This is a genomic window from Fictibacillus sp. BK138 (assembly GCF_004216955.1).
GTDB lineage: Bacteria > Bacillota > Bacilli > Bacillales > Fictibacillaceae > Fictibacillus.
In genome coordinates this window covers 594,732-610,432 of the sequence record NZ_SGXL01000001.1, presented here as the reverse complement: position 1 = coordinate 610,432, position 15,701 = coordinate 594,732, and the positions used below count along the sequence as shown (strand labels likewise).

The window sequence follows — 15,701 nt, the reverse complement described above, 5'->3', positions numbered from 1 at the left end:
ATTTTACAGTTTTATAAAAAAAAGGGCAAACATCCCTGATGGGAGTTTACCCGCTAAATTAGTTGATTTTTACCTTCAATGAGTATGGTGTTAACGAAGCATTTCCGAATGAGTCAGTCACTTTAATGAAATAACTTCCTTTCTTCACAGAGAAGTTAAGTACTTCTGCATCGCCAATTCTATACAAATCTGAGGTTCCAATTACCTTTCCTTTGCTGTCGTACAAGCTGATCACACCATCGATCTGGGCATTGGTAAGTGTTATTTGGCCGGTATAGGAGCCTGCTGCATTAAACTTGTACCAGTCTGCATCTCCATTTGTAACACCAGGATTGAAATAACCTGTTCCTTCCCACTCTTTCTTAGACTTACTCTTTAACGTAAGAGGTTTTGAAGGAATGTTATTCTTCAAAACGGATGTTTTATCCTCGTCATTTGTGTTAACAGGTTTTACTGTCAGTTTATACTCATTCAGATTCGAAACAGCACCTTCAAACGACCATTGATCCGCTATAACAAAATAACCTTTCCCTTTTTGAGCTTTGAATGATCCTTGTTCAGGCTCGTCATCCCAGCCTTTATCAATTACACGAACATTTCCTAATTCTTCAGGGTCTAAAATGCGGTTATCGTTTTGATCATCAACGATTACTACTACTCCATCAATTGGTTTTAATAATTCTTTTGGATACTTTGCTTTTAATTCCTTTGACGCAGGAAGAGGTTCATAGTTTACCCCATAGATTCCATTCTGACCAGCAGTGACATAATAAGCATCTATATCACCAGTCATTGCATAGTTTCCAATCACAGTTTCATCTGCCATCTCTTCAACGGGCTCAGTTCTGAAATTGTCGTTGTTTTCATATTCATCTTCTGGTGCTTCGACAGTTAATTGTGAACTGATCTGGTATGGATCTAAGCTAGGCTGATAGTTGGGATTAACTACTCTTAAATAGTACTCATCACCGGCACGCAGACCAGCAGATAGCGTACTTTTTGTTTCTATGTCATTCATACCCATCATAAGATTGCTAGCAACAGGCATTAATTCTTCTGTTTCTTCAAATTGTACAACCTTGTATATCTCCATTGCAGGAGCAGATTCGCCAAAATTCATCTCAAAAATACCGCTATTTTCAGGGGTGATGCTGTACCAATCCTCATCACCATTGTATTGAAGATAACCTTCTGCGTCCCAACCTAATTCATATGGCAATGCAGCTTCTCTTATTAATGGAAGCATATCTTCTTCATATTCTTCTTCTCCCATTAACATGTCATGGAAGTTGCGGCGCGACTCATTTTTCTTTGCCACATATTCTTCAAGATCTATCTCTTCTTCCATATACTCTTCTTCAAGGTCTCCTCCCATCGGGAAACCATCTTCATCCTCAGGAAGCTCTTTGCTATCCATCGTAACTTGATAAGGGAGATGTGATGATGGAAAATCAAAACTTAACCCATTAAATAAAATATCAGGGAAGAAGAAACCTGGTGTATGATTATTGATTTCGATCATATATTCAACATCCGGCATCGCTTCAAAGGTCAGCTGTTCTCCTTGACCAGCAGGTTTGCTGTTTACGATTTCCATGAGGTTTTCAATAGGACCAAAATCTTCACCCTCGGGCATTTCCTCTTCAGGAATCTCCTCAAATACATATAAACCAAGAGCACTATCCACCCCTGCGACTCCAGTGGACGCAAATTTAACAATTTGCTGTTTATCAGATTTAAACGTGTAGTAGTCAGAGTCGCCTTCTGAATCATGTGCGGTGAATGTCACATCACCTGCTACTTGTTTAAATGGGAGTGAGTTCACTGCTGCTGGATTTTCTCTTGTATTCGTATCTTCAATTAAGCTTTTAAATCTTTCAACCGTTAATGTATATCGTGAACTTCCATCTTTATTGTAATTGCCGTTTACATCAGAAACGACTGCGACTAGAATTCCGCTGCGAGGCACTTTATATAAATGCCCTTCAGTTTGTCCTTCCTGCACTTTATTTATTTCTAATTGTTCAGGAACCCATCTATGATCCACTAAGTAAAGGGAATATTTATAATCGTAGTCCTCAGATCCACTCAAAGTGGTTTGAATGTATTCCCCAGCTTTCACATTAAACTGAATCATTTTCTCCTCGTAAGGAAGTTTAATAGCATCACTTTTTACTAACTTACTAGAAAGATTTACTTTCTCTGCTTTGTTCAATAAATTAGATCTTGTTTTCTTTAGATTGATGGAGCTTGGAATTTTAGATACATCATATTGAAGTGCTTTTACTGGATCAACCAAGCCATTCCCAAACTTAGTATCAAAACCTTTTTTTCCTAAGTCTTTTGAAGATTGTTCAAGTATGTATTCTACTTGCTTAGGAGTCAGGTTAGGATGTTTAGATAGTAATAAGGAAGCTACACCCGAAACTACCGGTGTTGCCATTGAAGTTCCACTCATTTTTACGAATGTTGATTTTTTCTCATAATCGTATAAAGGTGCATAGATCGCCTCACCAGGTGCTACTAAATCTACTGATGACCCAAATGAAGAATAAGATGAAAGTTCGTTATCTTTGTTAGTTGAACCAACACTAATTACACCTTCAAACGATGCAGGATAGTTCTTTAAATCCATGCCATCATTACCTGCAGCAGCAATGACTGTAATATTTGCAGCGAGTGCTTTGTTTACCGCATCTTCAATAAGAGGAGAAGGATAAATACTTCCAAGTGACATATTAATGATCTTTGCTTTCTTTTCAATTGCATGGATAATGGCTTCAGCAATTACATAATCTGAAGCACCCCATCCTCTATCAAAAACATCTATCGGAAGGATTTCTACATTTGGATTAATACCCACTCCGCCAATGCCATTATTTTTTTCTGATGCGATAATCCCTGCAACGTGAGTTCCGTGGAAATCAGGAGCACCAGGGTTCATCGGATTAACCATATTATATGAAGAAAGAAGTTTATTCTTTAATTCAGGGTGTTTAGAATCGATACCAGAATCTATCACGGCTACACGTACTTTGTTCTTGCCGGCTAATGATTGAGCTTTGTTAATATTTAATAATGATAAGTGATATTGTTCATTTAGTTTAGGATCAGGGGTTCCAAGTTTAACAAAGTTGGCACTTGGTGATACACCGGTTACACTGCTCATCTTTGCATAAGCTGCTGTCACGTCTTCCATCTTTTTACCTTTATTAAGCTTTACAACGTCATAGCCTAAGGAGGAAATTCTTCTTACTAATGAAGCACCAGCTTTTTTATGATCACTGCTTGATAGAACTTTCTTGTATTTTACTAATAGAACAGTCTCACTTAACTGACTCTGTTTATTGTTTTTATACAAGCTTTCTTTTCCTGTCATACCAAACTGGGAAAACCTTAACGAATCTATGGAACTCTTTTTCACCGCAAAACTGCCATCTAGTGCTGAAACAGAAGTAAAACTTGGTGTGACCATAACTGCACTTAACCCCATAGTAAGCAGTGCTTTTTTCCAGCTGTACATTCATCCATCTCCTCAAATTCATCATAATATGGAAAACTATTAATATTATACTATTTATTTCCAATTTCACAAATAATATTTTTTAATAACTTACACTTTTACCATAATCTGATATAATTGTAATAGAATTTTGTGGGGAGAGAATGACATGCTAACTTTTATAAAAAAAGCCTTTGATCAACAAAGCATAAGCTTAAAAAAGTATCAAAAAATAGTAAATGAGATAAATGAGTTGGAAACTGATATTGAAAAATTATCCGACGAGGAACTCAAATATAAAACTGTTCAATTTAAAAAGTATTTAGCGGGCGGACAATCCATTCATGATATAAAAGTTGAAGCCTTCGCTGTAGTTAGAGAAGCTTCAAAACGAGTACTTGGTATGCGACATTTTGATGTGCAATTATTAGCCGGGTTGATACTTGCTGATGGAAATGTTGCGGAAATGCCAACTGGTGAGGGTAAAACGCTAGTTGCCTCTTTACCAAGTTATTTACAAGCTCTAACTGGAAAGGGAGTTCATGTTATCACAGTTAACGAATATCTTGCTAAGCGTGATAAGAATACAATTGGTAAGATCCATGAATTCTTAGGATTATCTGTAGGTCTCAATCTATCAGATATATCGATTGATGATAAAAAACAAGCCTATAACAGTGATATTACATATGGAGTTGGAAATGAATTTGGATTTGACTATTTAAGAGATAATATGGTCTATGATCCTCAGCATCGTGTTCAAAGACCTTTCCATTTTTGTATTATTGATGAAATTGACAGCATTCTAATTGACGAAGCTAAAACACCTCTAATTATTGCTGGTATGACTGATGTTAATGCAGAATTATTGTTGGTATGTAATCGTTTAGTTAAAACATTTGTTAAAGAAGAAGACTTTTTGTTCGATGAAGAAACAAAATCCGTTTTGATTACCGATGAAGGAATTACAAAAGCGGAAAGGTTCTTTAATATTGAAAATATCTATGATCTAGAACATGCCTTAATCTATTTCTATCTTCTTCAATCTTTGCGAGCTCATATTATGCTTCAGCTCGATGTTGATTATATTGTTAAAGATGGAAAGATCGAACTGATCGATGCTTTTACAGGAAGAATATTAGAAGGAAGAAAATATAGCAACGCTCTTCATCAGGCTATTGAAGCAAAAGAAAATGTAAAGATTACAGAGGAAAACCAAACTCATGCAACTGTAACTTTGCAAAACTTTTTCAGAATGTATCCGATGGCATCGGGAATGACTGGAACAGCAATGACAGATGCAAATGAGCTAAGGAATGTGTATAACCTGGATGTGTTCCAAGTGCCAACGAACAAACCAAGAATCAGAAAAGATTATGATTTCGTTTTGTTTGGCTCGCGCAAGGAAAAATATGATGCAGTAATGACTGAAGTTCAAAAGATACATAAAAATGGACAGCCTATTTTAATCGGTACGAGTACAATAGAGCAATCTCAAGAGCTAGCAAAACTACTTGAAAAGAAAAAAATAAAATTCCAGCTGTTAAACGCAAAAAATGAAGAACAAGAAGCTGAATTAATTTCAAACGCTGGCCAAAAAGGTATGATAACAATTGCTACAAATATGGCTGGACGAGGTACCGACATCTTGCTTGGAGACGGAGTTGCAGCTCTAGGCGGTCTCCATGTTATCGGGACTGAGTTACATGAGAGCCGTAGAATAGATAATCAATTAATTGGTCGTGCAGGACGTCAAGGTGATCCTGGTTCTTCACAATTTTTCATCTCCCTAGAAGATGAAATTATAAAACGCTTTGCTTCAGAAAAGTTTAAAAAGACGATTTCAACTATTTCTACTATAACTGGAGAAATTACGGATAAAAAGATAAAAGAAGAAGTAAAGCAAGTTCAATTAAGATGTGAAGGCTACAATTTTACCATAAGAGATTACACATTAAAGTTGGATGAAAATCTTTCAAAACAACGTTCTATTATTTACGATTTAAGAAATCAAGTGATCGATTCTGAAGATCCGTTATCTATCGTACTTCCATTTATAGAATCATCAATCAAGAAGATGGTTAAGAAAGAATGTCCTGAGGAAACGTTACCTGAAGAGTGGCCGTTAAAGGAAATTTCTAAAAAAATGAATAAGTTTATCCCTATTTATATTATTTCACTAGATCCGAAAGACTTCAGCAGTCAAGAAGAATTAATTGAGATGCTGTTAATCTATCATTCCAAGTACATCAAGCATGTTGAGAGCTTCAGATCCTATTTTGAAGAATTTGATAATGTATTAAAAAGACAGATTTTAATGGTCATCGACCATAGCTGGCTACAGCATATGGAAGCAATGAACGATTTAAAAGAAGGAATTGGATTAAGAGGGTATGCGCAGGAAGATCCTATGAAGATCTTTGAAAAAGAAGGTTATGAATTATTCTTAGCAACTCATAATGAAATAAAAAAACAAATTGCAACACAAATTGCTCAAATCATGACAAACATAAATAAAAAAGAAACAACCTCAAGCAGATAGCTTGAGGTTGTATTTTTACATAAAAGCGATTTTTATTTGTGAATCCAAACTGCACCTGCAGAGTTATCAAATGCTTCTCCAATAACTTCGAATTTCAGGCCGTGAGTTGGAAGCTTTCTTCCGGCATCAGGAATAGCTGTATTCATATAAGTCTTAGAATCATCAAAGATTCTTACGCCTGCTAATCCCTTGTAATCATAGATTCCACGTGATGGACTGTTAATGTACCAAGCAGGAGAGTTGTCATAAGAGAAAGCAGCATCCGCTACTTGATAACGAGTAGATTGGTTAATTGTTGGAATACCATTCAATTTACCCCAGATAGCTTCAGGGTGTGAATCTACTACTCCAAGGAAACCTTCACCTGGGTGAACGCCTACCCAGTTATCAGTAAAGCTGTCATCTCCGTACCAAACTAGTAAACCAGTGTTATATTTAACACCACGTGATCCAGTTAAAGCTTTATCAGATCCAGCATAGTTTCTCCACTCTAGGTAGTAGTAGTTTTTAGCATATGAGAATCCGTTGGAAGTAATAAATCCATCTAAAGTAAATTTAGGTGTTCCTTCGGCATCGTCTTGGAAAACGACAGCGCCATCTACAGTAAGTTTTGCATTATCCAACGCAAAACCATCTAATGCAAGACCTCCGTCAGTTACATAATCAAAGTAAAGTTTAACTTTTTTACCCGCAAATTGGCTTAGGTTATAAGACTTATTTACCCACTGACCTTTAGTAGATTCAGCACGAGCATCTCCGTCTGTATCATCATCACCATAAACATCAAGTTCAACTTCCTGTCCATCGTTTGTAACGGCAGTAATATATAAATAATCATAATCAAACTCAATATCGAAATACGTATCAAAGCTAAATGTAGCATTTGTTGCACTTGTTAAATCAAATTGAGGTGTGCTCATTGTTGTATGAAGATCATCACCTTTTGTACTGTAATAGTATTTAGCACCATACTTTGGTGTAATACCTTTAACAGGCTTGTCCGGCAAGTTTACTTTAACAATACCTGGGTTATTTGATTTAGTTACGCTTTGGTCAATAATTCCTGCAAAACCATTGCTTGTGATATCTTTAGAATTAATTTCTGTTATATTTGCCCAGTTTCCACCCATTGTTTTTTGGAAGAATTCTTTATTCTGTGGTGAGAAACTTGTAGGCTCAGTACCTGCAATGTTACCATTCCAGCTTCCCCCACTCATAATAGACCATGAAGCTACAGGCTCACCATGTCCTGTATATTGAGTGTCATACTCGTCTGGAAGACCTAAATCATGTCCGAATTCGTGAGCAAATACACCTACAGCACCATCTTCTGGTTGAATAGTGTAATCATAGGCAGCCATTTTCCCGCCCCAATATCCAACTTTAGCAGTTGTGTTTGGTACCGCGAAAACTCCGTTTAACACCCAACGGTGAGACCAGATAGCATTATCTCCTAAGCGTCCTCCACCTGCTTCTTGGCCAGTACCAGCATGAATAATCATTAAGTGGTCAACCAATCCATCAGGTTCATTTTGATTTCCGTCACCATCTAAATCATATTGATCAAACTCATCATACTTAGACAAGTCCATTCCAGATGCAACTGCAGCTTTTAAAGCTTCTTTTACTAAATCACGCGGTCCAAGTGGAGCTAGGTTATCATGTCCACCTAGAGGATTGTCATCACCATAATCCGCAGCTTTACCTGGAACTGTTAACCAATTAGATACTGTTCCATCAACTGTATAGCTTCCACCGGATTGTTCCTCGTAATATTGTTTAAAAGTCTTAACTTTTGAACCATTAAACAATGTAAATTCCTCGTTACCAAACATTAATTTCTCATAATGTTCTTTGTTAAAATCATTAGCGTACATGTAACCTGGTTCTTGATCAACATTATTATGCTTAAAATCAGAGAACTCAGTTAAAAGAACAAGAACTTTGTCTTTTCTAACAGCACCATCATATCCTTGTGATTTAGCAACTGGAACCCTTACACTAGAGGGCTTTCCAGGAGCTAGTTTACTAGTACCAGGTAAACTTTTAGATAGTTGTTCTTTTTGTCTTTCTAAGAATTCTTTCGTCTTTTCATCCATTTCATTGGAGTGACTATCTATAGCAGCTGATGTTTTCATTCCTTTTTTAGCTATGTAGGAATTTACTGCTTTTGTAATTTCTTTTTGTGATGCATTGCTAGGAATAAGACCTTGTTTTTTTAGCGCTTTTGCTAATCGCTCTTCATCAATAATGTTCAAATCAATTGGTGCTGAAGTATAAGCTGAGTATCCATAATTTTTTGTATCCATTGTTTTGGCAAATGCTCCAGGAGCAAACGCACCTGCGATGATACTAGTTGCCAATAAGGACGTTCCAAATTTTTTCTTCCAGTTCCCCAATGTAAATCCTCCTCTTAGGTCATATGAATCAGAAAACTATAAAACTTAATAACTAGTATTTTTCGTGACTTTAGCCCCCTTTTCTACAAGAATGTATGTAAATTATATCATAATTGTCAAAATAATGTAGTATTTTTAAAATATTTCAAAATATATTTTCCAACAAAAACCTTTATATTATGACAAAAGACCCCCCTATTAGAAATTCTAATAGAGGGGTCAAAATAATAATTAGTTAGATACTGTTACTTCACGAGCAGGGTTAGCTAGATCTGCATCGTAGAATCCAGTTCCATCACCATTAAGTGTTCCATCATAATCCCAAACCCACATGTTTCCATCAACATCTTTCTTAACTTTAACAGAAAGTTTAGCAGTAGATAGATCACCATTTAGAGTGATATCTTGAGCTAGAGTTAATAGAAGCTTATTAGTGTATTTAGGGTAGTCAGGGTAGTCAACGTCAACAACTTGATATTTGATTCCATTTACAGAAACTTCAAAATTGTTTTTCGCTTTTACTACATCTGCAATAACATCTTCATTAAACGTTACTTCTAATTGCTTAGTACCTTTCAACTTAGCAGAAGTAGCTGTAGGAAGAGTATTGTCGTGTAGAGAAACGTTAGCTGTTACAGGAAGCATAGACTTACCTGATTTGTTAGTAATTCCTTCTACCTTAACTGTGTATAGACCATCACGATCGATTGAATCTTGTGGAAGAGTTATTACAACAAATCCAACTTTCTTACCAGCAACCCCACCATTACCTAGTACTGTTGCTAATGTATCAGAACCATTAGTAACTAGATCCTCAGCAATGTGGTAAGTTACAGTTGCTTTTTGGTCAAGTTTCTTACCATTAACTGTGTAGTTGTTTTTGTTTAGTGCACTTGACTCAAGAACTTCTCCGTCAAATACTACTACAATCTTCTCACGGTTTTCTGGTAATTGCATGTAATCATAAGATCCAACAGTGTTTTCATTTCCTTTTATTGTTGAAATCTTACTTGCAGATCCAGCGTAAACACCACCTGCAAAATCCCAAATATCATGACCAGAGTAGATTAAGCCCTTAGTTGTTTGAGGAACAAGTCCTTCAACTGAAGGTGCAGGTGTAGTTACTGGTTTTGGTACAGTAATGCTGATGTTAGATTCTTTAATAGCATTTAAATTCCCAGTAGATTGTGGAGTAACTTTAATTTCGCCAGCACGGTTTGCATCTGTAATCGAACCAGCTGTGAATGCTACAGTATATACTGCATCAGTTTCAAAGTTGTCAACATCAACTACTACAGTTTTTCCTGCAGAATAAGTAACGTTATCAAGTTTTGTGTTAGCTCCAAGGATTGTTACTTTAGCGTTAGCTACATCTACATCATAGCTTGATGTAACACCTTTAGAATTTGTTTTACTTACTGTTAACTTACCAGCACCTTTTTGGATGATTCCATCCCAAGGAGCGTCTACAAAAGGAATGTATAAGTTACCAGCAGTATCAAATCCACCCTTAGTTCCAATTACTGGTGCAACAGTATCATGCTTAAGTGTTAGAGATTTGCTGTAAGTTGTACCAACATAATAAGCTTTGTCTGCATCTTTAATAGCAGTCGTAGCTTTAACATTTGTTGGATAGTAGTTTTCAACAACTACATCACGGATCGCTTGATCTTGACCATCATAGTTAAGGTCTTCTGAACCATTATCAGCTTCTGCTTTATTTAGATTAGCATCTAAAGTTACTGTCCATACTTTACCATCAGCAGATTTAACAACATCGCTCTCTGCAACTGTGATGTCAGTCCACTCACCTGATTGGAAATCAGATTTTTTGAATGTAACAACTGGTTTGCTAGCATCAAATGATGTTACTGCTTGATCAAATGTTACTGTGAACTTGTTATCCGCAATTTGCTGAATACCTGTTACAGATGGACGAGCAAACACTTCAGGTGTTGGAGGCTTAACTTCAGGTGCCTTAAGAGTAAACGTACCAACATAAGGGTTTTGTGTGCCAGTGTTTACATTTTCATGTAAATCCATAGCGCCAACAACTTTAACTGTATGTGCAACATCTTTTTCAAGATCAAGTCCAGCAAGGTCAACAACTAATTTCTTATGATCAGCAACTGAACCAGTTGTAGAAGCGATTTCCGCAGCTACCACATTGTTGTTGATAGAAACTAGCATTCTATGGTTTTCATTGTAGCTCTTAACAGGCTCATCAAATGTGATTACAAGCTTGTTATTGTCTGTGTAAACAACAGATGACATACCAACTACAGATGGAGCAACTTTATCTTCTACTTTTAAAGTAGCTTCAGAAGTGTTGATGTATCCTTTTGTAGCAGCATCTTTCACGTTACGAACTTGGATGTTTGCAGATTCGTTGTACTTTAATCCTAAAGCATCAACTTGCTCGCCATTAGTAGATTCGATGATTACATAGCTAACTGCTTGACCAGTAATTTCGTTACCATCTTTGTCTTTCTTAATTTCTTGGCTGCCAGCTGTTACTGTCCATTTACCATTAGCTGCAGCTGCGATTGAATCATCAGCTAAGTTACCATTTCTGTCACCCATATCTGATAATAGGTTCATGTAGTAGTTACCTAGGTTTTTAACGTTAGCATCCCAAAGTACAGGGTTTTTAAAGCTAACTTTGATTTGACGCTTGTTCATTAATTGAACAGCTTCAACATTTTGTTGTCCTACTAATGTAACTGCAGTGAACTTAACAGAACTGCCTTTGTAAGTTACTGTGTACTCTTTACCAGCTTCAAGTGGTGCAGAAGTATATACAGTTACTACGTTATCAGTAGTAGTTACACCTTCAACAGTTGCTCCAGCGATTGAGATGTCGTCTTTAGTCAAGTTAACAAGAGGAGCATCGCTTAATACTAGAGTTACTGCATTACTGCTGCGTGCTTCTGCAGACTTAATTGTAATTCCAGTAGTTGGAGGTGTTGGTGGTTCAGGCTTAGGCTCTTCAACCTTAGGAAGTTTTGTTAACGTTTTATCAAGGAATGCTACAAATCCTTTACGGTCAACAACTTCTTTTGGATTATAAGCAGTTCCGTCAGCAAGGATTCCATAAGAGTAAAGAATCGCTACATCGTTACGGTACGCGTTTCCATCAAGATCCGTGTAAGGAATTTCTACTTTACTTCCATCAACTTTATCACGAAGTTTGAAAGCATTTACGATAGCAGTTGCCATTTGCTCACGAGTAAGTGAAGAACCAGCACCGAACTTGCCGTTTCCAACACCATTTAATACGCCATGTGCTTTAGCTACAGCTACAGCTTTGTAGTACCAATCACCAGGCTTTGCATCAGAGAAACCAGGATCGGCAACTTCTTCATTAATGTCAAGTTCTAGAGCGTAAACTAGCATTTTTGCTAATTGCTCACGAGTTACTGCTTGGTCTGGAGCGAACTTACCGCCGCCAACACCACCGATAATATTTTTTTCTACTAAATTAGCTAAAGATCCACCATACCATGCATTAGCTGGCACATCTGTGAATGTTGTAGCTGCACTTGCTACTGGTGCTACAGCTGAAGCAACTACTGCTGCAGAAAGTCCAGTTGCGATAAACTTACGAGACTTAGACGCCATTGCGTTATTTCCTCCCTTAATATGTAACTAGAAATTTATGATTTAACTAAGCTATGAGTCCCAGGGCCCATAGATTAGTAAATACCAAATTATACAAACATTAACAATAAATAGTATATTTGTGGGTAAAAGGTATGTCAACAAAAATATCCACTAGTTACAAAATATTATTGTTTTACCATCTTTCCTCACAAGTGGTAGGTTTTACCTTATTACAATCATTTTACAATATATTTCATTATTTGCAATATATTTCCCAGTAGTGAATTCAATAAAATATATTTTCTTGTAATATTTGGTCGAAAACAAGGTCTATTGTCCCCTACAATTACCTATATCGACACATTTTTAACAATGTTTAGGAGAAATGGAAATAAAATATATTACAATATTTTCTTGTTATTCCAAAAAAATATAATTCGTTTTGTTACAATTGTTACATAACTGTAAACTACTAAAGTCCCGAATTGTGATAGACTAACTTTTGTAGAAAAAAATAGAAAATTCACTAAATACTAGTTTAAAAGGTCACTTCTTAGGGAAAGGTAGGGTTTTATGGTTAAAAAGTTGGGTGCTTGGATCTTATCTCTATTAATGGTACTTACTCTTTTGCCAGGACAAGCTAAAGCTGACGATAGAGAAAACTTAGTTGCAACTGCAAAAAAATACATAGGTATAAAGTACAAGTGGGGCGGCACTTCACCATCCACAGGTTTTGATTGTTCAGGTTACCTTACATATGTATTTAAGCAATACGATATTACACTTCCTCGTACGACAACGGATCAGTTCAATGGAGGTACTGCCGTTAAGAAAGCTGATTTAAAATTAGGAGATCTTGTTTTCTTCACGACCTATAGAGCGGGAGCATCCCACTCGGGTATATATGTAGGAAACGGAAATTTCATTCACGCTTCATCATCTAAAGGTGTAATGATCTCGTCATTAAATGATCCTTATTATTGGGGAGATAAATATATTGGCGCACGCAGATATATGAAAGAAACTGTTGCATCATTAGCTGTATTACCTAAAGGACAGTACCATGATGTTCCTTCTAACTATTGGGCTTTTAATCCCATCACAAACTTAAGCAAAAAAGGTGTAATGAATGGTTATGAAAATAGCCAGTTTAAACCAACGAAACCAGTAACACGGGCTGAAGCTGCAGCGATTATCGCAAATGCACTAAATATTGATGCTTCCTCTCAATACAGTCACTTTAATGATGTCTCTACGAAGCATTGGGCTGTTGGATCGATTAATGCTGTGAAAGAAGCTGGCATTATTTCTGGTTATCCAGACGGAGATTTTAAACCAAATCAAGAAATGACACGTGAAGAGATTGCAGCTTTAATTTCTAAAACTTTTGTATTAACTAAGAAAACCACAGACAATTCTTTTGTAGATGTTAGCACTGATGATTGGGCATACAATTCCATTCAGCTTTTAAATGCAAACAACATTGTGTCTGGCTTCCCAGATAACACTTATAAGCCATTAAAAGATACATCTCGCGCTGAATTCTCTGCTTTCTTCTATCGAGCATTCACTACATTGCCAGTTAAATAAGACAAAGCCATCTGAACAAAATCAGATGGCTTTTTTTGTTTATTTAAGATTTTCTTCTATCGTTCTGGAAAGAAGTACGGCCATTTCTGAACGTGTTACAGGATTGAATGGCCTAAACGAGCCGTCTTCATAACCATTTGCTATAGAAATGGATGAGTATCGTTTTATTGCTTCAAAGGCAAAATAGTTTGATGATAAATCGTGAAATGCTTTAGATTTTTCTAAGTCAGTCTTCAATTTGAAAGATCGATCTAATAGAGCGATTACTTCTCCCCTAGAAATAGTTTGCGAGGGTTTGAACTTCCCGTCAGGATATCCGCTGATTAAGCTTTTTTGTGTCATAGAAGCGATGTACCCTGAAGCAAAATAACTGCTTTTTACATCTGGAAAAAGAGTGTACCTTGGTGTTCCATCAAGCTTTAATACCCGTCCGATCATTGATGCTGCTTCGCCGCGGGTTATCTGTTTATCTGGATAAAAATTACCGTCTGGATAACCCCCTAAAGCATTTCTTGCGTTTAAGTCATACACATATTTTGCATACCACTGCGTTGCAGTAAAATCAGGAAACTGCTGATAAACTTTAGCCATAATTGCAGCTTTTTCTGATTCTATTCCGTTTTCGTTAACCGCTGTTACTTCATAGAGATAAAAACCGGGTTTTAATTGTTCTTTAATTTTCTTTGATTTTGTAAGATTAACAACCTTTTTGCCATCTCTATACACATTAAAACCAACTATAGAAGATCCAGTAAAAGGCGATTCCCAGCTTAATGCGATATGAGCATCACTTGTGAGCTGATAATGAAGTTTGTATGGAAAACCAGGTTGTGTCATCAGCTCAGGTGCTTGGATAAGTCCATATCCAAATTGATTATCTCTGCCTATTGGTCCTAAATCTTTAGCATGTTTTTGTATTTTTGTTCGAAGTTCATATGTTGATAAGTTTGGATAGGCTTCCTGATACAGTGCATATATTGCCGTAACAAAAGGGGTAGCCATAGAAGTTCCTGTTAAAAACTCATAACTTTCATTCTTATATGTACTAAAAATATTTACACCTGGTGCTACGAGTTCCAACTCTGGTCCTGAACCTGAAAAATATGGATGATTGTTGTTCTGATCCACCGCTCCTACTGCTATTACGCTTTCATACTTTGCTGGATAATAGACAAACTGCTGGTTGCTAAATGTATCATTTATAAGATTTCCGGAAGCTGCGACTATAAAGAGTCCCTTTTTATAAGCTTCATCAACTGCAAGTTTAAGAGCATAAGATCCATCTTCCCCTGCCAAGCTTAAATTTACAATGTCTAAGTTATTTTGAGTAGCCCATTCTAATCCCTTTATAATCTGTGAGTGCTGACCAACACCATCTTTATTTAAAACTTTAATAGCATATATATCAGCATCTGGTGCTAAACCCTTTATCCCGAACAAATTATCCTGAGCCCCAATGATACCTGCCACATGTGTACCATGCCCATTTTGGTCATCATAGGAAGCAGTCTCTGGAACGAACGAAACTCCCCCAGCAATCTTTAAGTCTGGATGATCTATATCAATTCCTGTATCTAAAACTCCTACCTTAATACCTTTTCCACTATAAAAGCTGTTTGATTGTAATGACTGAATTTGGGGGAAATTCAACTCCTGCAAGTAAGGACTGATGTACTGTTCTTCTGCCTCAACCTTTTTATCTACTTCTAAAAAGCGGATTAATTTTGAAGTCCTTAAGTGTTGTGCAGCTTCTACTGTCAGGGTTGCAGAAACAGCATTGATACTCTCAAGTTCAGTGGTAACTACTCCCCCATGTTCTATAATGAGACTTTTATTAATTTTATCAATAAAGCCAATGATGTAAGAGTATTCCTTGTGCTGATCTTCACTGTAATTTGCATAAGTCTGTTCGGAAGGTATTATTGTGGTTGTTAATAAAGAAGCAGAAAAGAAAAAGACCCCTATTTTGGACTTGAAATTGAGCATAATAATCCCCCTGTAAAAGTAAATGAAAGAAAAAATGAAATTGTTTGGGGACAGTCCCCTTTTCTTAACTATCGGTTTT

Annotated in this window: 6 protein-coding genes; 2 read left to right on the top strand and 4 right to left on the bottom strand. The window is 36.5% G+C overall.

The window, feature by feature from the left end; genetic code table 11:
- Positions 1-58 precede the first annotated feature (58 nt).
- Positions 59-3,523, bottom strand: a complete 3,465-nt coding sequence (locus tag EV282_RS02940) for a S8 family serine peptidase (protein WP_130293656.1) — start codon at positions 3,521-3,523, stop codon at positions 59-61.
- A 148-nt stretch (positions 3,524-3,671) separates the two neighbouring features.
- Between EV282_RS02940 and secA2 the strand changes: the two genes are divergently transcribed.
- On the top strand, positions 3,672-6,044 hold the full coding sequence (gene secA2, locus EV282_RS02935; protein ID WP_130293655.1) for an accessory Sec system translocase SecA2: 2,373 nt from the start codon (positions 3,672-3,674) through the stop codon (positions 6,042-6,044).
- 32 nt (positions 6,045-6,076) lie between these two features.
- Here the strand turns inward: secA2 and EV282_RS02930 are convergent, their stop codons facing one another.
- Entirely contained in the window at positions 6,077-8,443 is a 2,367-nt protein-coding gene (locus tag EV282_RS02930; protein ID WP_242611814.1) for an immune inhibitor A domain-containing protein, read from the bottom strand.
- A 231-nt stretch (positions 8,444-8,674) separates the two neighbouring features.
- Positions 8,675-12,064 carry an S-layer homology domain-containing protein gene (locus EV282_RS02925; protein WP_130293653.1) on the bottom strand — a complete coding sequence of 1,130 codons (3,390 nt, stop codon included), beginning with the start codon at positions 12,062-12,064 and terminating at the stop codon, positions 8,675-8,677.
- Between the two features lie 555 nt (positions 12,065-12,619).
- On the opposite strand from EV282_RS02925, the gene EV282_RS02920 reads away from it, so the two are divergent.
- Entirely contained in the window at positions 12,620-13,636 is a 1,017-nt protein-coding gene (locus tag EV282_RS02920) for a C40 family peptidase (protein WP_130293651.1), read from the top strand.
- A gap of 39 nt (positions 13,637-13,675) precedes the next feature.
- On the opposite strand, the gene EV282_RS02915 is transcribed toward EV282_RS02920, so the two are convergent.
- A complete protein-coding gene (locus EV282_RS02915; RefSeq protein ID WP_130293649.1) occupies positions 13,676-15,622 on the bottom strand; it encodes a S8 family peptidase in 1,947 nt (648 codons plus the stop codon).
- Positions 15,623-15,701 lie beyond the last annotated feature (79 nt).